Source organism: Streptomyces sp. GS7, assembly GCF_009834125.1.
Taxonomy (GTDB): domain Bacteria; phylum Actinomycetota; class Actinomycetes; order Streptomycetales; family Streptomycetaceae; genus Streptomyces.
Genome location: NZ_CP047146.1, coordinates 2622180 through 2641494, shown reverse-complemented (window position 1 = coordinate 2641494; position 19315 = coordinate 2622180). Strand labels below are relative to the sequence as shown.

Below are 19315 nucleotides of genomic sequence, written 5' to 3'. Positions count from 1 at the left end.
GCAGCCGACGCCACGGCGCCCGTGCCGATCCTCATGTACCACGCGGTGACCCCCGCCCCGGCGCCCGCCATGAGGGAACTGTCGGTCACCCCCGAGGCGTTCGCGGACCAGATGGCGGTGCTGGCCGCCCGCGGCTTCACCCCGCTGACCACCGCCGCGCTGGCGGCGGCCTGGCGGGACGGCGGCCCGCTGCCGTCCCGGCCGGTGCTGATCACCTTCGACGACGGCTACGCGGGCGTCCACCGCCATGCGCTGCCCGTCCTCGCCCGGTACGGCCACCCGGCCACCCTCTTCGCCGCGACGGGCTGGCTGCGCGGCCGGCACGCCACCGGGGGCGCGCCGGACACCATGCTCGGCTGGGACGAGATACGGGAACTGGCCGCTGCCGGCGTGGAGATCGGCGGGCACAGCCACCGCCATCCGTCGCTGGACGCGGTCGGCGAGGAGCGGCTGTGGCAGGAGGTCGCGCGCTGCCGGGAGATCATCGCCGAGGAGACCGGGACGGCGCCGGAGTCGTTCGCCTACCCCTACGGCCACTCCAGCGGGCGGGTGCGGCGGACGGTGCGGGCGCTGGGCTTCCGGCAGGCGCTGGCGGTGCGCAACGCGCTCGCCGAGCCGCGGCAGGGGCCGTACGCGCTGGCCCGGCTGACCGTCCGGCGGCACACCGGCATCGCGGAGTTCGCCCGGCTCGTCGAAGGGCGCGGGATCGGGCGGACGTTCGCCCGGGACCGGGTGCTCACCAAGGGGTACGCGATGGTGCGCCGCACCCGGCAGGTGGTCCGGCGTGACTGACACGACCACGTGGGCCGAGGAGCGCACCGGCCCGGAGCGGGCGGGCGACGGGCGCGACGCGGGGCGGGGCGGGCACGGCCCGCTCTTCCGCAACGCCTATGCGCTGATGCTCAACACCGGTGTCTCCGGGCTGCTCGGCCTCGGGTTCTGGCTGGTCGCCGCCCGCTACTACACAGCGGACGCGGTCGGCCAGGGCTCGGCGGCGATCGCCGCGATGAAGCTGCTGGCCGGGCTGGCCGCGGTGACGCTGACCGGCACGCTCGCCCGCTTCATCCCGGTCGCCGGGCACACCACCGCCCGCCTGGTGCGGCGCAGTTACGCCGGCAGCGCCGCCGTGGTGGCCCTCGCCGCGGCCGTCTTCCTGCTCACCCTCGACGACTGGGGCCCGTCCTACCGCTTCCTGCACGGGCCCTGGGGCGGCCTCGGCTTCACCGCGGCGGTGGTCGCCTGGTCGCTGCTGACCCTCCAGGACGCGGTGCTGACCGGGCTGCGCAGCGCGCTGTGGGTGCCGGTCGGCAACCTCGCGTTCTCGGCGGTGAAGCTGGGGCTGCTGGTGCTCTTCGCGGCGGCGCTGCCGGCCGCCGGGGTCTTCGTCTCCTGGGCCGCGGCGATCGCGGTGTCGGTGCTCCCGCTGGGCCGGCTGGTCTTCCGGCGGCTGATTCCCGGGCACGTAGGGGCCACCGGGCCGGGCGCCCGGCCGCCGACGCTGCGCCAGATGGCCCGCTTCCTGGCCGGCGACTGCACCGGCTCGCTGTTCTCGCTGGCCGTCGTCTACTTCGTTCCGGTCCTGGTCGCCGCGCAGGTCACCGCGGCGGACAACGCGTACTTCTACATCACCACCACCATCGCGGGCACGGTCAACCTGCTCGCCCTCAACATGGGCGCCTCGCTGACCGTCGAGGGCGCCCACGACCCGGCCCGGCTGGCCCACAACACCCGGGCCGCGCTGCGCCGGATGACCCGGATCATGCTCCCGGTCTGCGTCGGCCTGTTCGTGGGCGCGCCCCACGTCCTGGGGGTCTTCGGCCCGGAGTACGCCGAGGCGGCGACCCCGCTGCTCCGCTGGTTCGCGGTGGGGGCCGCGCTGCGGGTCGTCATGGAGGTCCACTTCGCGGTGCTGCGCGCGCAGAACCGGACCTCCGGACTGGCCGGTCTCCAGGGCCTGTTGTGCGCCCTGGTGCTCGGGCTGACCGTGGTGCTGCTGCCGCGGATGGGCCTGACCGGCGCGGGGCTCGCCGAGGTCGCCAGCCTGACGGTGATCGTCGCGGTGGCCGGCGTGCGGTTGCGGCGGGTGCTGCGCGGGGAGGCGGGCGGCGGGCTGGACGGGCGGCCGAGGGCGGCGGTGGTCCGGGCGCCGGTGCAGGCGGTCGCACCGGACGGGGACCTGGCGGACCTGGCGGTGTACGGGGACCAGGGGGACGGGCCGTCCTGGGACGCGCCCCGGGCCGAGCCGGAGCCGACGCCCCACAAGCCGCGCGGCGACCGGGGGCGCCTGCTGCCGCTGGGCGTCGCGGTGCTGGCGGGCACCGCCCTCGCGCTGTACTGGCTGCCGCTCGGCGGTATGGGCGACGCCGACCTGGACCGGATGGGCGGGCTCGGGCTGCTCTCCGTGCTGCCGGCCGCCTCCCTGGCCGGTGTCGCCCTGCTGATCGCGGCGTACGGCTGCGCCCTGTGGCTGCCCCGGCCGCGCCCCGTGCTGCTGACCACCGTCCTGCTGCTCACGGTGTTCTCGCTGCACGCCCTCCCGGCCGTACTGGAGAGCGTGCCCCGCTTCCCCACCGCCTGGCAGCATCTGGGCTTCCTCGACTACCTCGGGCGGACCGGCACCGCCGTACCGGACCTGGACGCCCGCTGGAGCTGGCCGGGGTTCTTCGCCGGGGCGCGGTTCATGGCCGGGGCGTGCGGCGTCACGGACTTCACCGAGGTGCTGCGCTGGTGGCCGACGGTCCTCGAACTCCTCTACCTGGCACCGCTGTTCCTGCTCCTGCGGGCCGTACGGGCGAGCTGGCGGGCGAAGTGGTGCGCGGCCTGGCTGTTCGCGCTGTGCGGCTGGGTCGGCCAGGACTACTTCTCACCGCAGGGCTTCACCTACCTCCTCTACCTGGTGTTCACGGCGATCCTGCTGGTGTGGTTCCGCGCGCCGGGGCCGCCGTCCCGGGGGGACCGCATCCCGGGCGAGGCGGCGGCCGCCCCCGCCGGCCGCGGCCGGCGGGTGACACTGCTCGCGGTGCTCGTCGCCCTCTTCGCCGCCGCGGTCGCGGGCCACCAGCTCACCCCCTTCGTCATGCTCGGGGTGCTGACCGTGCTGGTGCTCGCCGGCCGGTCGGAGCCGCGCGGGCTGCCGCTGCTGTGCGGGGTGCTGGTCGCGGCGTGGGTGGGGTTCCTGGCCGAGCCGTACTGGTCGGGGCACTTCGACGAGCTGTTCGGCGGCCTCGGGGGCGTCGGCGGCAACGTCGCCTCGTCCGTCACCGACCGGATCGGCGGCGACCCCACCCACCAACTGGTCCTCTACACCCGGGTGGCGCTGGCCGGCGGCGTGCTGGCGCTGGCCTGCTGGGGGATGCTGCGCCGGCGGGCGGCCGGCTACTCGGATCGCTCGCTCCTCGTCCTGGCCGCCGTCCCGTTCCTGGGCTTCGGCATGCAGTCCTACGGCGGCGAAATGGCGCTCCGGGTCTTCCTGTTCACGCTGCCCGGCGCCTGCGTGCTGGCGGCCCTGGGGCTCTTCCCGCGCGACGCCGGGGCGGCCCGCGGCGGCCTGCGCGCCGCCCTCGGTCCGCTCGCCGCCCTGCTGACGGGTCTGCTGCTGGCGTTCGGCTTCCTCGTCGCCCGCTGGGGCAACGAGCCGTTCGAGCGCGTCCGGCCCGGCGAGGTCGCGGCGATGGACTACGTCTACGCCCACGACCGGCCGACCGCCCGCCTGCTGTGGCTGAGCCCCGACCCCGCCAACAGCGTGACCCCCGAACTCCCCTGGGGCGCCCGGGACATGGAGCGGGTCCAGTACCAGCCGGTGTCGGCCCTCCGCGACCCGTCCCAAGTGGCCCCGGTGCTCGACGCCCTGCGGAGGGCCGGCCCGCAGTCGTATCTGGTCGTCAACCACGCCCAGGCCGAGTCGCTGCGCCTCGACTCGGGCTTCGGGGAGCACTGGGAGCAGCGGCTGCGCGCCGCCCTGGACGCCCGCCCCGATCTCCGCCGGGTGGTGTCCAACGCCCATGCCGCGGTCTACGAGTCGACCCGCCGGACGCCGGGCGTGATCCCCTCCCCCCGCCCCGGCCCGGCCGGACCGCTGGTGACCTGGACACCGTGGTCGGTGCTCGGCGCGCTGGCGGCGCTCGCGGTGGTCCTGCTGCTGTCCGCCCGCGAGGTGCTCCGGATCGCCGCCCCGCCCGGCGAGCGCCGGCTCCACCGGCTCCAGGGCCTGTTCTGGTTCGCCCTGCCCCTGCTGGTGGTGTTCCTGGCATCGCTGGTCCAGCGCTTCGCGACGATGTCGTAGCCGTCGCGGCGGGCGCCGGGGAGGGACACCGGGGGTGCGGCGAGGGGGTCAGGAGCGACGGTCGAGCCAGCGCACCGCGTAGGCGTCGAGCGTCACCGTCCGCCCCTCCACCGTCACCGTGGCAGGCCGGTCCGCGGTGTTGACGAGCATGACCGTGTGGTCGCCGCCGAGCACCCGGACCGCCGGATCCGCTTCCCCGCCGCGCACCGTGCGGACGGGCGGGCGCACCCGGCCGTCCGGCGGGAAGGCCCGGGAGAACCGCATCAGCAGGTCCAGCATCGGCAACTCCCGCCCGCCGCCGTCCTGTTCGGTACTGCTCCACAGGCAACCGGGACACGGGGCGTCGGGGTCCTCGCTCTCCGGGTTCCAGTACAGCCCGCTGGTCGCGCCCCCGGCCGCCATCTCCATCAGCGCGGCGGCCCGCACCGCGAGCCGCTCGGGCCCGCTCCATCCGGGGTCGTGCCGGGCGCCCTCCTCCTCGCCCGCCTCCACGTACCACTCCGCCCACCACAGCGGCAGCCCGGTCTCCTTGCGCACCCAGCGCCCCACGTCGGCGAACTTCAGGGTCGCCAGGAACGGGTCGTCCTGCGCGTAGTGCCCGTCCTTGGTGTAGCTGGAACCGTCGACGACGACGTAGTCCGCCCCCGCCTTGTGCCGGTTCCAGTAGCGGAGCGCGTCGACCGTCCGCCGGTCGAGGCTTCCCCAGGAGCCCTGGACCTCGGACGCGTACGTCCGGTCTCCGGGCAGGTAGCTGTCCATCACCAGATACGGCCCGCCCACCTGGATGCCCTTGTCCACCCTCTTCAGCTCCCGGTAGACGAGGTTGTAGAGCCGGGTGTAACCCTCGTAGTCCCAGCGGCCCTTGTCGTCGTCGAAGAAGCCCTTGAACTCGTTCCAGACCAGGTAGTGCCGGACCTCGGGGTACCGGCGGGCGATCTTTCCGGCCAGCGCGGCGAAGTCGGCGTAGTGCGCCGGGTCGGGGGCCTGCTCCAGCCTGCTCCAGTCGGTGCTCCCGGACCGGCCGCCCTTCATCCAGTCGGGGGCGCCGCACAGCGTCAGCACGGGCGTGCCGCCGGAGCGCCGGATCAGCGCGATGCGGCGGTCCAGATCGGCGAAGTCGTAGTGTCCGGGGCTCGGTTCGGGGCTGTCCGCGCCCCACCCCATGATGTGCTGGTTCTGCGGCATGGGGGTGCCGGACAGCAGCCGGGTGACCCGGTCCGTGGCGGTCCCGCTCCCCCGGTCCGCGCTGAACTGGGTATGGGTGAAGCCCCATCCGACGACCGGCCCCGCCGCCCGTTGCGACATCCCGCGCTCACCGCCCCTCCCGCACATCACCAGCAGCAGCGCCAGCGCCGCCAGCCCGACCACCACCGCGACCCCGACGGCCGTACCCCGCCGCCCGTGCAGGACCGCACCGTCCCGTAGGCCGGTCCGACGGAGCCGGCCGCGGTGCGCCGGATGCCCCGGGCGGCCCTGGCGTTCCCCAGCACGACGTCGCACGACGGACCACAGTAGGGCGGCCGGGTCCGGCGCGGCCAGGGCGCACCGAGGGCGTATCCGGCGCCGGATCCGCCGTATTCGGACGGGCATTCGGCCGGGTGCCCGGTGGTGCGGCACGTGCCGGGCGACGCCGGATAATCCATGTACGCGGCGGCCCGTGGTGGCGGATCATGGCGGCATGTGTGCCGATCACGTCCAGCCCTCCCCCACCGAAGCGTCGCTCCCGCTCCGGCTCACGATGGACGACAGCGATTCGCCGTCCGACGTCGTCGACGCGCTGTTCCTGGGGCGTTTCGCCAACGGCGAGCAGCCGTACGCCCGCAGCCGGTCGGTGGACCGGGTCAAGGCCGGGCTGACGCTGCTGCCGCCCGGCGTCCGGATCCTGCGCGCGGCACGCGACGACGACCGCAGCGCCACGCTCGCCGAGGGCGACGGCTTCACGCTGCTGGTCTCCCGCTGGAACCGCGGCGCCGACGTCACGGTCACCGCCGTCACCGACGCGCTCGCCGAGAAGGTGCTGGCGCAGTCCGCGGACGGCGCGGAGGACGAACCGGAACCGCAGCCGGAGAACGTCCCGATGGGCTTTTGGTACTTCTCCCCGCGCCGCGGCCCGCACCGCACCTCCCGCCAGATCACCGCCGGCACGTGGGAGGAGATCCGCCCCAACTACACCGCGCCGGTGGCCGACGCGATGGACCGGCTGATGAAGGTGGCGCCCGAGCAGATCGCCGGCCGGCTGCTGTTGCTGCACGGCCCGCCCGGTACGGGCAAGACCTCCGCGCTGCGGACGCTCGCCCGGTCCTGGCGCGACTGGTGCCAGGTGGACTGCGTACTCGACCCGGAGCGGCTCTTCAACGACGTCGGCTACCTCATGGACATCGCCATCGGCGAGGACGACGTCACCGGCCGGAGCCGCTGGCGGCTGCTCCTCCTGGAGGACTGCGACGAGCTGATCCGCGGCGAGGCCAAGCACACCGCGGGCCAGGCGCTCTCCCGGCTGCTCAATCTCACCGACGGCCTGCTGGGCCAGGGCCGCAACGTCCTGGTCGGCGTCACCACCAACGAGGACCTGGAGCGGATGCACCCCGCGGTGGTCCGCCCCGGCCGCTGCCTGGCCCGTATCGAGGTCGGTCCGCTGACCCGCGGGGAGGCCGTCGGCTGGCTGGGCGCGGAGGAGGGCATCGGCCGCGACGGCGCCACCCTGGCCGAGCTCTACGCGCTGCGCCGCGGCACCCGGCCCGCCTCGGTCCCGGCCCAGGACACGGGCGCGGACGCGGGGCTGTACCTCTAGCGCGGCGGCGGCCGTCCCGGCCCTTCCTCCTGTCCGCCCCGGTACGGCTCCCCCGCGCTCCGGGTGATCGCCAGGATCGCCATGTCGTCGTCGCGGGGGCCGCCGGTCCAGTGCTCGACGTCGTGGAGGAGGGCGTCGATGGCCTGCTCCGGGCGGCGGAACGGGCCCCGGCCGCCGAGTCCGGCCGCCGGTTCGTAGAACTGTCCGGAGCGGTTCCTGGCCTCGGTCACCCCGTCGGTGATCAGCAGCAGGGTGCCGCCGGGCGGGAACGGCCAGGTGTCCGGCTCCGGCCGCGGCACGCCCAGGCCGCTCATGCCCAGTGGAAGGCCGGGGTCGGCCGGATCCAGCGCGCACACCGCGGTGCCCCGGAGCAGATAGGGCGCGGGATGGCCGCAGTTCAGCAGCCGTACGCGGTCCGCACCCGGGGTGATCTCACCGAGCAGGGCCGTGACGAACCCCTCCGTCCGGACTGCCTCCTCGCGGTGCGAGCCCTCCTTGAGCAGGGCATGTTCCAGGGCCCCGGCCAGTGCCGTGAGGTCGGGTGCCCGGTCCGCCTCCACGCGGAACGTGCCGAGCAGTACGGAGACCACGCCGACCGCGCCCATCCCCTTGCCCCGCACGTCCGCGATCAGCAGCCGGGTGCCGTAGGGCGTGCCCTGCACCGCGTAGGCGTCCCCGCCGATCTGCGCCTCGACCTCCGCCGCGTGGTAGACCGCCGCGACGGTCAGCGGGCCGATTCGCGCCGGCGGCTGGGGCAGCACCGCACGCTGGGCGGCCTCCGCGACGGAACGGGCCTGTTCCAGTCGGCGCCCGTAGTGGGCGACCACCCGGTTCACCCCGACCCCGACGAGCGCGATGAGCACCACGTTGATCAGGGTGCGGGTGCCGACCGGGCGGCCGAAGTACCCGTCCCTGATCGTCAGTACCACCTCGATCAGGACCATGGCCGCGCCGGCGGCGATGGTGCGCCGGAGCGAGAACAGGGCTCCCGTCACCATGACGCCGGCGGACAGCAGCGCGTCCCCGGCGTACTCCGTCGGTGTCAGGGCGTCCCCGGCCGCCCCGGCGACGATCAGTACGACCGGCACGATCGCGACGTACCAGGGCAGCCTCCTGGAGGAAGGTTCCATCCGCGTCCCCTGTCCGACGCCGGCCGGTTCAAGCCCTATCAGCGATCATATGCACCGTTTTCCGGGGCGGGCCCGCCGGCTTTCAGGCGTACAGGTCGCGGAGGCGTACGGACAGGCAGGTCACGCACCCCTCCAGCTTCTCGAACTCGCCGATGTCCACGGGCACCGGCCGGTAGCCGAGGTCGGTGAAGAGCCGTGCGGTGCGGGGCGCCGAGGCGGCCATCAGGAGCCGGCGGCCGCCGAGGAGGACGACATGCGAACCGGCCTCCTCCGGGACGGGCCGGAAGCGCGGGAACACCGCGGGGTCGTCGACCAGCGGGGGGTAGCCGATGACGGTGCCGTCGGGCAGGGCGGTGACCGCGGACTTCAGATGGAGCACCCGGCTGACCGGCACGGCGACCACCCGGGCACCCAACGGCTCGAAGACGGAACGGAGTTGGCGTACCCCCTCGGCGTTGGTACGGCCGCCGCGGCCCACGTACACGGTGTCGCCGACCTTGAGGACGTCGCCGCCGTCGAGTGTGCCGGGCGCGCGGATCTCGTTGAGCGAGCAGCCGAGCGCCTCGGCCGCCGCACGGGCCGCGGCGACCTCGGGCTTGCGGGAGTCGGCGCCGGGGCGGGCGAGCAGGGCGACATTGCGGAAGACGACCATGGTGTCCTCGACGAAGACCGCGTCGGGGCAGTCGTCGGCGGGGTCCACCTCGGTGATCCGCCAGCCGTGGTCGCGCAGCACCCGGACGTACTCCTCCCACTGGCCGAGCGCCCGCGCCGGGTCCACCGGCCGCCGGTCGACATGGGTGACCAGGCCCTCGGCGAGGCGGGGGCCGGGGCGGCGGACGAGGGCGTGCCGGCTGGGCATGGGCGGGTCCTTCCGTCAGGAGGGGCGGCGCGGCGCCCGGCGGGCGGCGCGTCAGGCATCGGCTCCGTACGCGGCACGCAGCGCGTTCTCGACGGCGGTGCGGGCGGCATGTCGGTCCAGGCCCAGGCGGTGGGCGCGGCGGGCGTAGGCTTCGGCCGCCGCGGCGGCCTCCCGGTCGGCGGCGTCACCGGCCGCCGCGACGAAGCTGCCGTTGCGGCCGCGGGTCTCGATGACGCCGTCGGTCTCCAGGGCGCGGTACGCCTTGGCGACGGTGTTGGCGGCCAGCCCGAGTTCCTCGGCCAGCCCGCGGACGGTGGGGAGTTTGTAGCCGACCGGCAGACCGCCGTCCCTGGCCTGGTCGGCGATCTGGGTGCGTACCTGCTCGAACGGGGCCTCGGCCGCCGCCGGGTCGATGGTGATCGTCAGGGTCTGCGGGGACACGGTGGCACTCCTGGTACTCGTGGTGGCGCGGGCGGCGGGTGCGCGGGCCCGGGCTCGCGGGGTGCGCGGTTTTGTGGCATCCATTGTGCGTCAGGAGCGGCCACCGTGCCGTGCGGCGGGACGCCTCGGCCCGCCTACAGCTCCAGCGTCGTGCCGGTGGTCCGCAGCCAGGTGTTCATGCCGAGGGCGAGTTCGGCGCCGGGGCGGATGTCGTTGCGCGCGCCGTCGGCGGTGGCCTCGGCCAGCGCTCCGGAGTCCAGCAGCGGGCGGACGGGGGCGTCCCGGTCGGCGGCCAGGGCCTTCAGCTCGGCGCGCAGCGCCTCGTTGTAGTGCGGGTCCTGGGTGCTGGGGTAGGGGCTCTTGACGCGGTCGGCGACCAGGTCGGGCAGGACGTCGCGGGTGGCGGCGCGCAGCAGCGACTTCTCGCGGCCGTCGAAGGTCTTCATCGACCAGGGGGTGTTGAAGACGTAGTCGACCAGCCGGTGGTCGCAGAACGGGACCCGGACCTCCAGGCCGACGGCCATGCTGGCGCGGTCCTTGCGGTCCAGGAGGATCTGCACGAAGCGGGTCAGGTGCAGGTAGCTGACCTCGCGCATGCGGCGCTGATGGCCGGTGTCGCCGTCCAGGTACGGGACTTCGGCGAGCGCCTCGCGATAGCGGAGGTGCTCGTACCCGGGCAGGTCGAGCCGCTTGAGCAGGGCGCGGTCGAGCAGCGCCTCCCGGACCGCGTCGCCGCCGGAGAACCGGCCGGAGACGCCCGCGGCGACCCAGGGGAAGGTGTCGGCGTTGACCGACTCCGGGTCGTGGAACCAGCGGTAGCCACCGAACACCTCGTCCGCGGATTCGCCGGAGAGGGCGACCGTGGACTGCTCGCGGACCGCCTTGAACAGCAGGTAGAGGGAGGTGTCGCCGTCGCCGAAGCCGTTGGGCAGATCGCGGGCGGCGAGCACCGCGCCGCGGTGGCCGGGGTCCATCAGGGCGGCGGTGTCCAGCACGATGTCGTGGTGGTCGGAGCGGACGTGCTCGGCCAGCGCGTGCGCGTACGGGCCGTCGGGGGTGCCGCGCAGGTCGTCGGGCGTGAAGTTCTCGGTGTAGCCGGTGAAGTCGACGGCGAACGAGCGGACCGGGCCGCTGCCCTGGGCGGCCAGCGCCTTGGCGGAGAGCGCGGTGATGGCGGAGGAGTCCAGGCCGCCGGAGAGCAGGGTGCACAGCGGGACGTCGGCGATCAGCTGGCGGGCGACGATGTCGTCGAGCAGCTCGCGGACGCGGGCGACGGTGGTGTCGAGGTCGTCGGTGTGCTCGCGGGCCTCCAGGGCCCAGTAGCGGCTGACGTGCACCCCGTTGCGGTCGACCCGGACGAGGTGACCGGGGCGGACCTCGTGCAGGCCCTTGTAGACGGCGTGGCCGGGCGTCTTGGTGAAGGTGATCAGTTCGGCGAGGCCCTCGGCGTCGACGGCCGGGCGTATGTCGGGGTGGGCGTGGACCGCCTTGGGTTCGGAGCCGAAGAGGACGCCGTCGCGGGTGGGGTGGTAGAAGAGCGGCTTGATCCCCATCCGGTCGCGTACCAGCAGGAGTTCCTCGGTGCGCGGGTCCCAGAGCGCGAAGGCGTACATGCCGTTGAGGCGCTCGGCGAACGCCTCGCCCCACTGGAGGTAGGCGTGCAGCACGACTTCGGTGTCGCTGCTGGTCCGGAAGGTGTGGCCGAGGGTCTCCAACTCGGCGCGCAGTTCGCGGTAGTTGTAGACCTCGCCGCTGTACGTCGTGACGATCAGGGTGCGGCCGTCCCGGTCGACCTGCATGGGCTGCCTGCCGCCGTCGATGTCGATGACGGCGAGCCGGCGGTGGCCGAGCGCGGCGTGGGTGTCGAGCCAGACGCCGGCGGCGTCCGGGCCGCGGCAGGCCATGGTCTGCGTCATCGCCTCAAGGGTGGGGCGCTGCGTCGTCAGGTCGTTGTCGTAGGAGATCCATCCGGTGATTCCGCACATGGTCGCGGCTCCTCCTTCGGTTGCGGCCGGCCGCCGCACTCCCGTCGGCGGCCCGCGTGATCACCGTACGCCCGGTTAGTTGCAGTGGCCACCTATGTAGGTGTGCGACCGTCCGGAACGAGCCAGATACGCACCGCTCACCGGATCGGCACCGCCGCATCCCCCCGCGGGCCGGGAAACCGGCGGCAACCTCGCAGGGCGGAGGGCCTAAAAGGAGAGGCACGGCGGGGCGGGGCGGCGTACCGTGCGCGACCATGACGCTTACCGTGCGCGACTTCCGACCCGCCGACGCCAAGGCCGTGGCCGACCTGCGGCGGGCGGTCCTGCCGCATCTGATCTCGACCCCGCAGGGCGTCGCCCGGCAGGTCGCCGGCGCTCCCCCGGCGAAGCGGCTGCGGGTGTTCGTCGCCGAGCTGGCCGGCCGGGTGATCGGCCAGATCAGCGCGCAGCTCGTGCACCAGAGCAGCGTGCCGGGGCAGGCGGCGGCCACCCCCGTCGTCCACCCCGGCCACCGGCGGCAGGGCGCCGGCGGGGCCCTGCTGACCGCGGCCGAGGACCATCTGGCCGCGGTCGGCGCCGAGCACCTCTTCGCCTGGGCCGTCGACGAACCCGGCTCGCTGGCCTTCGCCGCGCGCCGCGGCTACCGCCTCTCCCGCCCGGCCGGCTTTCTCCGGCTCGATCTCGCGGGCACCGCGCTGCCCCCGCTCCCCGCCCCCCTTGCCGCCCGGCGTCCGGCTGTGCACCGGCGCGGACTTCGGGGCCGACCCGTATCCGCTGTTCGCCGCGGAGGCGGAGGCCGCCGCGGACGAGCCGGGCGATGTCGCCATCGACGCCATGGACTACGAGACCTGGCTGCGCACCACCTGGGAGCACCCCGACATCGACCTCGACCTCACCTCGGTGGTGACCGTCGACGGCGAGGTCGCCGCCTTCACCCTCGTCGCCACCGACGGCCTCGGCCGTTATGTCTCGGCGATGACCGGCAGCCGGCGCGCCTTCCGCGGCCGGGGCCTGGCCCGGCTCGCCAAGACCGACTCGCTGCGGCGCGCCCGGGACGCCGGGTGCACCGAAGCCTTCACCGGCAACGACGACGGCAACGCCCCGATGCTGGCCGTCAACCGTGCCTTCGGCTACCAGCCGTACGCCGCCCAACGGCGGTGCGTACGGGACCTGGTGCGGGGGTGAAGCGGTCACGGGGCCAGGGAGTCAGGGGTGGTCAGGGGGCAGGGGGCAGGGGATCAGGGGCGGTCCGGATGGACGATCAGGGCGTACCGCTCGTCGCGGACCTCCCTCCCCCACAGCGCCGGCTCGGCCGACAGCTCGAACAGCTCCGTACGCGACGCCAACGGGGCGGCGAGCGCCGCGAGTTCGGTGGCGCGCAGGCCGATCGGGGCGGCCTCGCCCCAGCGGCCCTCCACCAGGACCAGCCGGCCGCCGGGGGCCAGCAGCCCCGCCCACCGGCGCAGCACGGACGCCGGATCGGGCAGCGCCCACAGGACGTGGCGCACCAGGACGGCGGCGAACCGGCGCTCTCCTACGGGCGGTTCGGCGGCATCGCCCACGAGGAACACCGCGTCGCGTCCCGCGAACTTGTCACGGGCCAGCGCGACCATGGCCGGTGAACGGTCGACGCCGGTGACCCGGTGGCCCTGCTCGGCGGCGAGCAGCGCCAGGCTGCCCGTGCCGCAGCCCAGATCGAGGATCTCGGCGGGCGCGGCGGGCAGCCAGGAGCGCAGCCGGGCGGCCCAGGCGGCGCGGAGGGCGGGGTCGCGCAGGCCGTGGTCGGGCTCGTCGTCGAAGGTCGCGGCGGCGGCTTCCCAATAGGCCGCGTCCGCGTCGGGCAGGGGCGATTCCGCCTGGTCGGCGGGGGTGTTGGCAGTCATGCGTCCATGGTGCCCGCCACCACTGACAACGGCCGGGGACCGCCGGGCACGCGGCCGTGGACTGCGGCCGGGCGGGGCGGGGGAGTACCGTTGAAAGCGCTGGTGGTAGCCGGTGGCGGTCCGCGGCGGAGGGCCGCGGACGCCGGGCGTCGCACCGGCATGGGACCGGTCGTAGATGAGCGCATTCCCGAGCAGCCGCCTCACCGGAGACGGAGTCCTCGACTTCACCCGGACCGCCGTGGTGCTGGCCGATCGCACGGGCGTGGTGCAGGGCTGGACCGAGGGCGCCGAACGGCTCCTGGGGTATCCGGTGTCCCGGGCCGTCGGCCGGCCGCTCGCGGAGGTCTTCGCCGGGGCCGACCCCCGCCAGCCGTCGCAGGACGACACCTGGCGGGACCGGCTGGCGGCGGCGGACGGCTGGAGCGGGCTGGCCGCGGTACGCCGCGGCGACGGGCGCCGGCTGGACCTGGAACTGCGCGTGCTGCCGGTGCTGGACGCCGAAAAGCGGTCCTTCCGGCTGGTCCTGGCCGCCGAGATGATGCGGACCCCCTGGTCGGGGCTGGGCCGTTCGATGCTGGACGGGATTCTCGGGATGTCGCCGGTCGGGGTGGCCATGCTGGACCCCGATCTCCGGTACGTCTGGCTGAACGACGCGCTGGAGCGGATGGGCGGCTCGCCGCGCGCGGAGCGGGTCGGGAAGCGGATCGGCGAGGCGCAGCCGGGGCTGCCCGCCGAGTCCATCGAGGCGGAGATGCGCCGGGTGCTGCGGACCGGCGTGCCGTCGGTGGGCGTCGAGTACCTGGGCCGCCCGCGGTCCGATCCGCAGCGCGAGCACGCCTACTCGACGTCGTTCTTCCGCCTGGAGGACGAGGCCGGCCATGTGCTGGGCGTCTGCTACATGGTCCTGGACGTCACGGAGAGCTATCGCGCCCGGCAGCGGATGGCGCTGCTCAGCCGCGCCGGGGAGCGGATCGGCAGTTCGCTGGACGTCTGGCAGACGGCGCAGGAGCTGGCGGACGCGGCGGTTCCGGACCTCGCCGACTTCGTCACCGTCGACCTGCTCGACGCGATGGTCTCCGGTGAGGAGCCCTCGTCCGGGCCGATCGACGCCGGGACCCTGTTCACCATGCGCCGGGCGGGCCAGCGGTCCGTACGGGAGGGCTGCCCCGAGGCGGTGATCGCCGTCGGGGAGCCGGCCGCCTATCCCTCGTCGGCGCCCGTCGTCCTGAGCCTGACCGGGGGCGACTCCCTGCTGCTGCCGGCCCTGGACCTGGACAGCGGCAGCGACTGGCCGGCCGACGACCCGGTCCGCGCCGCGCGCCTGAGGGAGCTGGGCTTCCACTCGCTGATGGTGGTGCCGCTGCGGGCCCGGGGCGTCTCCCTGGGCGCGGCCACGTTCGCCCGCTGGCAGCCCACCGGGCCGTTCCAGCCCGACGACCTGGTGCTGGCCGAGGAGTTCGTGAACCGTGCGGCGATCTCCCTCGACAACGCCCGCCGGTTCACCCGCGAGCACACCGCGGCGCTCACCCTCCAGCGCAGTCTGCTGCCGCGCGATCTGCCCGAACAGAGCGCGGTGGACGCGGCGTACCGCTATCTGCCCGCCGATTCGTCCACGGGGGTGGGCGGCGACTGGTTCGATGTGATCCCGCTGTCCGGGGCCCGGGTCGCGCTGGTGGTCGGCGACGTGGTCGGGCACGGGGTGCACGCCGCGGCCACGATGGGGCGGCTGCGGTCCGCGGTGCAGGCGCTGGCCGATCTGGACCTGGCGCCGGACGAGGTGCTGGCCCACCTGGACGAGATGGTCAACCGGGTCGCCCATGACGCCAACAGCGACGACGGGGTGATCGGCGCGACCTGCCTGTACGCGGTCTACGACCCGGTGAGTTGCTGCTGCACGCTGGCCCGGGCCGGGCATCCGCCGCCGCTGCTGGTCAGCCCGGCGGGCGCCTGCCAGCTCGTGGAACTGCCGACCGGTCCGCCGCTGGGGCTGGGCGGGATGCCCTTCGAATCCGCGGAACTCCCGCTGCCCGAAGGGAGTTTGCTGGCGCTTTACACGAACGGTCTGCTGCTGGGCAAGGCCCTCGACCTCGACGGCGGGATCACCCGGCTGCGGACCGCGCTGGCCGATCCGCAGGCCCCGCTGGAGGACATCTGCGAGTCCGTCATCAGCAGCCTGCCCGGCGCCCGGCCGGTCGACGACGTGGCCCTGCTGCTGGCCCGCACCCGGGCGTTGCCGAAGGAGCAGCTGGCCGTCTGGGACATCGCCGCCGCCCCGTCCGCGGTCGGCGAGGCCCGCCGGTCCGCCGCCGGGCAGCTGGCCCGATGGGGGCTGGAGAAGCTGGAGTTCTCCACCGAGCTGATCGTCAGCGAACTGGTCACCAACGCCATCCGGCACGCCTCCGGGCCGATCCGGCTGCGGATGATCCGGGACGGGACGCTGATCTGCGAGGTCTCGGACGGCAGCAGCACCGCGCCGCATCTGCGCCACGCCAGGACCACCGACGAGGGCGGCCGGGGCCTGTTCCTCATCGCCCAGTACGCCGAGCGGTGGGGCGCCCGCTACACCGCCGACGGCAAGTTCATCTGGGCCGAACTCCCTCTGGAGACAGTGGTCGAGGCCGTACCGGCGAGCGCCCTCATCGACGCGTTCGCCGACCCCGACGACCGGTGACCCCGCTCCCCGACCCCGACCGCCGGTGACCCGGGCGGCACCCGCCACCACCCCAACCCCCGTTCTCCGGGCCCCTGATGCCCGTTTTCCCCCTGGCTTCCTGTGCCCCTGCTTAGTCCCGGCTTAAGACGACCATAAGGATCGCCGGGATCGGCCTCCGGGCCCCGAATCCGCTGCTCAGCGCGGCTAGCGTGCTGCTCGCAAGGCGGGTTCGGGTACCCGCCGGTGCCGTTCACCGGGGGGCGGCACCGCGGCACCCGCGTCCCGACCCCCCACCTCCGCCTTCGCTCCCCCACCCCCGAACCCGACGCACCTGATGAAGGAGCCCCCCACGATGACCGTTCGTCGCAAGGCCACCGTGATCGCCCTGGTCGGCGTCGCCCCCCTGGCGCTCACCGTGCTCGCCGCGGCCCCGGCCGCCGCGCACGGGACGATGTCGGACCCGGTCAGCCGGGTCGCGGCCTGCTACGCGGAGGGTCCGGAGCACCCCAAGTCGGCGGCGTGCAAGGCGGCCGTGCAGGTCGGCGGCACCCAGGCGCTCTACGACTGGAACGCGGTCCGGGACGGCAACGCGGGCGGCAGGTCCAAGGAGAAGATCCCGGACGGCCGGCTGTGCAGCGCCGGCAACCCCGAGTACAAGGGCCTGGACCTGCCGCGCGCCGACTGGCCGTCCACGAAGATGCAGGCGGGCAACCACACCTTCCACTACAAGGCCACCGCCCCGCACAAGGGCTCCTTCGAGCTGTACCTCACCAAGGACGGCTACGACCCGACCAAGCCGCTGAAGTGGTCGGACCTGGAGTCCCAACCGTTCGCGAAGGTGACCGACCCGACGCTGACCAACGGGGAGTACGTCTTCGACGGCAAGGTGCCCGCCCGCTCGGGCCGCCACCTCGTCTACAGCATCTGGCAGCGCTCGGACAGCCCCGAGGCGTTCTACACCTGCTCCGACGTGGTCTTCGGCAAGGACAGCGGCGGCACCGGGTCGGCGACGCCGGCGCCCACCGCCTCCGCGCCGACCGACCGCCAGATAGCGGCGGGCGCCGGCAGGTCGTCGATGGACATGAGCGGGCACGGCCACATGGCCGGCGGCGCGGGCCGGCCGGCGGCGGCCGCGGGTGCGGACGCCGCCTCGGTGGCCGGCGGCGCGCACCCCGACGGCGCGGCGCGGCCCGTCGACGGCCGCCGGCTGGCCGAGACCGGTGGCAACGCCGCCACCGCCCCGCTCGCCATCGGCGGCGCCGCGGTGCTCGCCATCGGCGCCGCGGTGCTGTTCACCACCGCCCGCCGCAGGGCCGTCCGCAACCACGGCTGAGCCGCTCCGGCTCCGCGGCCGATCGCCCCGGGCCGCTGCCCCCGTCAGGCCGTCAGGCCCGTTCGGGCGGCAGCGGCTCGATGATGTCGTTGGCGACGTGCTGGTAGACGACCGAGCTGCGGCAGTCGACGACCTCGCGGCGCTTGAAGACCTGGTCCATGAGCAGGGCGTGCAGCCGGTCGACGTCCGGGACCGCGACATGGACCAGGAAGTCGTCGCCGCCCGCGACGACATAGACGTTGAGCACCTCGGGCAGCGAGGTCAAGAACGCCTTGAAGCGCTCGATGACCTCGCGGTTCATGGGCCGGATGCGGACCGTGAGCAGCGCCTGTACGGGGCGGTTGAGGGCGCGCAGGTCCACCGTGGCGCGGTAGCCGGTGATCACGCCGCGGGCGCGCAGCGCGCGGACCCGCTCCAGGCAGGTGGAGGGGGCGATGTTCAGCAGGCGGGCGAGTTCACGGTTGGTCTGCCGTGCATCGCGCTGGAGTTCGCGGACAATCGCCGAATCAATGTCGTCCATGGGTCCCATGGTGCCGCACGAACCGAATTTCGTTCGGTGGCAGCTCAATGTGACCAATCGAACGGCTACCGTCAGGGCCCGTGTCCGTACAAGAATCATCCCTTTCCGCTTCCGCGCCGCCGGATGTACGGCGGCTGGGCATCGGCAGCGGCACCGCGCTCTGCGCGGGCGCCGTCCTGGGCCCGGGTGTCCTGACGCTGCCGTCGCTGGCCGCGGCCGCGGCCGGCCCCGCCTCGATCCTGGCCTGGGTCGTCCTGCTGGCCATGTGCGTCCCGGTGGCCGCCTCGTTCGCGGCGCTCGGCGCGCGGTTCCCCGACGGCGGGGGCGTCGCCACGTACGTGCACCGGGCCATCGGCCCGCGGGCCGCGGCGGTGGTCGGGTGGTGGTTCTACGGGGCGGTGCCGATCGGGGTGGTCTCGGCCGCGTGGATCGGCGGCAAGTACGTGGCCGACGCGGTGGGCTGGGGCGACGCCGGCGCGGCCGCGGTCGGCGGGGCGGTGCTGGTGGGGTCGCTGGTGTCCAACGCGGTCGGGCTGCGGATGTCCGGGCGGGTGCAGCTGCTGCTCGGCGGGCTGCTGGCCGCGGTGCTGCTGTGCACCGTCCTGGCCGCCGCCCCGCAGGTGTCCGCCGCGCACTTCACCCCGTTCATGCCGGGCGGCTGGGCGTCGGTCGGCTCGGCGGCCTCGGTGCTGTTCTTCGCGTTCGCCGGGTGGGAGGCGGCCAGCCACCTGTCCGGTGAATTCGCCGATCCGGCGCGGGACCTGCCGCGGGTGACCCGCCGCACCCTGGCTGTCATCACGGTGCTCTACCTGGGGCTCGCGGTGGCCACCGTCGGCGTGCTGGGGCCGGCCGCCGCGGACACCGACACCCCGCTGACCGCGCTGCTCACCCGGAGCGTGGGCGGCGCCGCCCGCCCGGTGGCCGCCGCGGCGGCGCTGCTCCTCACCTTCGGGACGGCCAACGCGTACCTGGCCGGGGCCTCCCGGCTCGGCGCGGCGCTCGGCCGGGACGGGGCGGCGCCCCGCTGGCTGGCCAAGGGCGGGGCGCCGGGCGAGGTGCCGCGCCGCTCGCTGGCGGTGCTGGGCGCGGCGTCGGTCGTCCTGGCCGTGGCCGCCGGGTCCGGCGGCACCGATCTCGATCTGCTGATGCGGGCCACCGCCACCTGCCTGGCCGCGGTGACGCTGGCCGGGCTGGCCGCCGCGCTGGTGCTGCTGCCGCGCCGCACCCTCCTGTGGTACGGCGTGCTGGCCAGTTCCGTGCTGACGGCGGGGGTGCTCGCCTTCTCGGGGTGGCTGCTGCTGATCCCGGCGGCGCTGGCGGCGGCGTCCGGCTGCTTCCTGACACTGCGTCGGCCGGGGCGCGGCAACGGCTGACGTACCGCGGCGGACGGCCCGGCCGGCACCGGGGGTGCGGGCCGGGCCGCCGCTGTCCGCCGGCC

At 74.7% G+C, this 19315-nt stretch carries 13 protein-coding genes and 1 pseudogene; 7 read left to right on the top strand and 7 right to left on the bottom strand.

What is annotated here, in order from left to right:
• Nucleotides 1-33: 33 nt before the first annotated feature.
• Together GR130_RS11365 and GR130_RS11360 are read left to right on the top strand one after the other, a co-directional pair.
• On the top strand, nt 34-792 hold the full coding sequence (locus tag GR130_RS11365) for a polysaccharide deacetylase family protein (RefSeq protein WP_236573951.1): 759 nt from the start codon (nt 34-36) through the stop codon (nt 790-792).
• Nucleotides 785-4282, top strand: a complete 3498-nt coding sequence (locus tag GR130_RS11360) for a lipopolysaccharide biosynthesis protein (protein WP_443043591.1) — start codon at nt 785-787, stop codon at nt 4280-4282. Before GR130_RS11365 ends, GR130_RS11360 begins: the two co-directional genes overlap by 8 nt.
• A 48-nt stretch (nt 4283-4330) precedes the next feature.
• Here GR130_RS11360 and GR130_RS11355 read toward each other — a convergent pair whose 3' ends face one another.
• Nucleotides 4331-5782, bottom strand: a complete 1452-nt coding sequence (locus GR130_RS11355; RefSeq protein ID WP_443043590.1) for a xylan 1,4-beta-xylosidase — start codon at nt 5780-5782, stop codon at nt 4331-4333.
• A 178-nt stretch (nt 5783-5960) separates the two neighbouring features.
• Between GR130_RS11355 and GR130_RS11350 the strand changes: the two genes are divergently transcribed.
• Nucleotides 5961-7073: a DUF5925 domain-containing protein gene (locus tag GR130_RS11350; protein WP_159504608.1), complete on the top strand. Its 1113-nt coding sequence runs from the start codon at nt 5961-5963 to the stop codon at nt 7071-7073.
• Here GR130_RS11350 and GR130_RS11345 read toward each other — a convergent pair.
• From GR130_RS11345 to asnB, 4 genes are all read right to left on the bottom strand, one after another.
• Nucleotides 7070-8203, bottom strand: a complete 1134-nt coding sequence (locus tag GR130_RS11345; protein ID WP_159504607.1) for a PP2C family protein-serine/threonine phosphatase — start codon at nt 8201-8203, stop codon at nt 7070-7072. The genes GR130_RS11350 and GR130_RS11345 overlap by 4 nt on opposite strands.
• A gap of 82 nt (nt 8204-8285) precedes the next feature.
• A complete protein-coding gene (gene ddaH, locus GR130_RS11340) occupies nt 8286-9062 on the bottom strand; it encodes a dimethylargininase (RefSeq protein ID WP_159504606.1) in 777 nt (258 codons plus the stop codon).
• 51 nt (nt 9063-9113) lie between these two features.
• Nucleotides 9114-9503 carry a GntR family transcriptional regulator gene (locus GR130_RS11335; protein WP_159504605.1) on the bottom strand — a complete coding sequence of 130 codons (390 nt, stop codon included), beginning with the start codon at nt 9501-9503 and terminating at the stop codon, nt 9114-9116.
• A 134-nt stretch (nt 9504-9637) separates the two neighbouring features.
• Nucleotides 9638-11488, bottom strand: a complete 1851-nt coding sequence (gene asnB, locus GR130_RS11330; RefSeq protein WP_159504604.1) for an asparagine synthase (glutamine-hydrolyzing) — start codon at nt 11486-11488, stop codon at nt 9638-9640.
• Nucleotides 11489-11742: 254 nt separating this feature from the next.
• On the opposite strand from asnB, the pseudogene GR130_RS11325 reads away from it, so the two are divergent.
• A pseudogene (locus tag GR130_RS11325) lies at nt 11743-12673 on the top strand (GNAT family N-acetyltransferase).
• 53 nt (nt 12674-12726) lie between these two features.
• Here the strand turns inward: GR130_RS11325 and GR130_RS11320 are convergent.
• Nucleotides 12727-13371, bottom strand: coding sequence for a class I SAM-dependent methyltransferase (locus tag GR130_RS11320; protein WP_159504603.1), 645 nt, complete (start codon nt 13369-13371; stop codon nt 12727-12729).
• Nucleotides 13372-13546: 175 nt separating this feature from the next.
• Here GR130_RS11320 and GR130_RS11315 point away from each other — a divergent pair, with 175 nt between their 5' ends.
• Entirely contained in the window at nt 13547-16042 is a 2496-nt protein-coding gene (locus tag GR130_RS11315) for a SpoIIE family protein phosphatase (RefSeq protein ID WP_159504602.1), read from the top strand.
• Nucleotides 16043-16376: 334 nt separating this feature from the next.
• Nucleotides 16377-17357 carry a lytic polysaccharide monooxygenase auxiliary activity family 9 protein gene (locus tag GR130_RS11310; RefSeq protein WP_159504601.1) on the top strand — a complete coding sequence of 327 codons (981 nt, stop codon included), beginning with the start codon at nt 16377-16379 and terminating at the stop codon, nt 17355-17357.
• A gap of 52 nt (nt 17358-17409) precedes the next feature.
• Here the strand turns inward: GR130_RS11310 and GR130_RS11305 are convergent, their stop codons facing one another.
• Complete coding sequence (locus GR130_RS11305; protein WP_159504600.1) at nt 17410-17877, bottom strand: Lrp/AsnC family transcriptional regulator; 468 nt, start codon at nt 17875-17877, stop codon at nt 17410-17412.
• A gap of 80 nt (nt 17878-17957) precedes the next feature.
• Between GR130_RS11305 and GR130_RS11300 the strand changes: the two genes are divergently transcribed.
• Nucleotides 17958-19250: an APC family permease gene (locus GR130_RS11300; RefSeq protein ID WP_236572975.1), complete on the top strand. Its 1293-nt coding sequence runs from the start codon at nt 17958-17960 to the stop codon at nt 19248-19250.
• Nucleotides 19251-19315: the final 65 nt, after the last annotated feature.

Coding starts and splice junctions, on each gene's coding strand:
- GR130_RS11365 (WP_236573951.1), top strand. CDS start 34: ATGTACCACGCGGTGACCCCCGCCCCGGCGCCCGCCATGAGGGAACTG.
- GR130_RS11350 (WP_159504608.1), top strand. CDS start 5,961: ATGTGTGCCGATCACGTCCAGCCCTCCCCCACCGAAGCGTCGCTCCCG.
- GR130_RS11345 (WP_159504607.1), bottom strand. CDS start 8,203: ATGGAACCTTCCTCCAGGAGGCTGCCCTGGTACGTCGCGATCGTGCCG.
- ddaH (WP_159504606.1), bottom strand. CDS start 9,062: ATGCCCAGCCGGCACGCCCTCGTCCGCCGCCCCGGCCCCCGCCTCGCC.
- asnB (WP_159504604.1), bottom strand. CDS start 11,488: ATGTGCGGAATCACCGGATGGATCTCCTACGACAACGACCTGACGACG.
- GR130_RS11320 (WP_159504603.1), bottom strand. CDS start 13,371: ATGACTGCCAACACCCCCGCCGACCAGGCGGAATCGCCCCTGCCCGAC.
- GR130_RS11315 (WP_159504602.1), top strand. CDS start 13,547: ATGAGCGCATTCCCGAGCAGCCGCCTCACCGGAGACGGAGTCCTCGAC.
- GR130_RS11310 (WP_159504601.1), top strand. CDS start 16,377: ATGACCGTTCGTCGCAAGGCCACCGTGATCGCCCTGGTCGGCGTCGCC.
- GR130_RS11305 (WP_159504600.1), bottom strand. CDS start 17,877: ATGGACGACATTGATTCGGCGATTGTCCGCGAACTCCAGCGCGATGCA.